This is a genomic window from Microbacterium sp. B24 (genome assembly GCF_000333415.1).
Lineage (GTDB): Bacteria > Actinomycetota > Actinomycetes > Actinomycetales > Microbacteriaceae > Microbacterium.
Genome location: NZ_BADB01000224.1, coordinates 1 through 1,557, shown reverse-complemented (window position 1 = coordinate 1,557; position 1,557 = coordinate 1). Strand labels below are relative to the sequence as shown.

2 protein-coding genes are annotated in these 1,557 nt (G+C 65.6%); both read right to left on the bottom strand.

Features of this window, described 5'->3' with window-relative positions; all coding sequences use genetic code 11:
* A partial coding sequence (locus tag I5I_RS06060) for a sigma-70 family RNA polymerase sigma factor (protein WP_036317636.1) occupies positions 1 to 975 on the bottom strand: 975 nt, incomplete at its 3' end.
* 206 nt (positions 976 to 1,181) lie between these two features.
* Positions 1,182 to 1,499 carry a hypothetical protein gene (locus I5I_RS06055; protein WP_239640035.1) on the bottom strand — a complete coding sequence of 106 codons (318 nt, stop codon included), beginning with the start codon at positions 1,497 to 1,499 and terminating at the stop codon, positions 1,182 to 1,184.
* Positions 1,500 to 1,557 lie beyond the last annotated feature (58 nt).

Here is a 1,557-nt window from a genome sequence, read left to right as displayed (position 1 = left end):
CTTTTCGGGCGTCATGTCCAGCTCGCGCGAGAGCTCCTCGGGCGTGGGCTCGCGTTCGAGGTCCTGCAGCATCTGCCGCTGCACACGGGCGAGCTGTTGATTGACCTCGACCATGTGCACCGGGATACGGATGGTGCGTGCCTGATCGGCCATCGCGCGCGTGATCGCCTGACGGATCCACCACGTCGCGTACGTGGAGAACTTGAAGCCCTTGGTGTAGTCGAACTTCTCGACCGCGCGGATCAGACCGAGGTTTCCTTCCTGGATCAGGTCCAGGAACTGCATGCCGCGGCCCGTGTAGCGCTTGGCGAGCGAGACGACCAGACGCAGGTTGGCCCCGAGCAGGTGGCTCTTGGCGCGCTGGCCGTCGCGTGCGACCCACTGCAGGTCCAGGCCGAGCTGGCTGGACTTCTCCGACGCCGACATGTGCGAAAGCTTCTCTTCGGCGAACAGTCCCGCCTCGATCCGCATTGCGAGCTCGACCTCTTCGGCCGCGTTCAGCAGCGGCACCTTGCCGATCTGCTTCAGATAGTCCTTGACCGGATCGGCGGTCGCGCCGGTGATCTGCGTCGAGTAGACAGGGACATCGTCTTCGTCGCTCGAGGAGATGACGATGGCGCCGGTGGGAAGGGGCTCGGAGAAGGCCGGCTTCGTGGTGCCGTCCTCATCGTCCTCGTCGTCATCGCCCTTCTTGTCGGTCGCCCCGGTCGATGACTCGGCGGCGTCGTCGCCGGAATCGTCGTCCGATGCGTCCTCGATGTCGGTGTCGTCGAGCTCGACGTCGTCGTCGATCTCCTCGTCGTCATCGGACGCCGTCTTCTTGGACGCCTTCTTCGGGGCCGCCTTCGACTTGGCCGGAGTCTTCGACGCCGCCTTCTTGGCGGCGGTCGTGGTCGTCGCCTGTTCCGTGGCGGACTCCGTGGCTTCCTCCTCCTCGACCTTGCGGGAGCGGGTGGTCTTCGTGCCTGAGGTCACGTCTTGCCTTTCACCGACGCAGGCGTCGGGTTTTCGGACAGGAGTAAGACCCTTGTCAAGTCCGTGGTCGCCTCGTCACGAGCCGACCGCGATTCGACAACGGGTCAGGGATCCATTGTCGCATACATCATCGGACAGACCGTGCGCAACAGTCCATCAGGATCCCCACAGCATCCATAACGTCGCGGGGACGGTGGGCATTCCGCTCAGCGTCGACCGCGGCGGTCGTCGCCTCGCCACTCGTCGCCGCGGCGGTCGTCGTCCCGGCGGTGATCGTCGGTGCGACGGTCGGCCAGGAAGCGCTCCAGCTCTGCGGCGAGCTCGTCCGCGCTGGGCAGATCGCCGGGGTGGATGATCGGCTGGCCGAGGTTCGATCCGGCCATGTAGGCGTCGTATCGCTCTTCGAGAGCGTGCAGCATGGAGGTCAGTTCGGCGTTGCCCTCCACCTGGTCGTCCACCTTCGCGACATACTCCCGGTTCTCCTCGCGCACGTCGTCGACGTTGAAGACGAGGCCGCTGGCCACCGACAGGCTGTCCAATCCCGCGAGTGCGGGACTCTAGAGGATCCCCGGGACCGAGCTC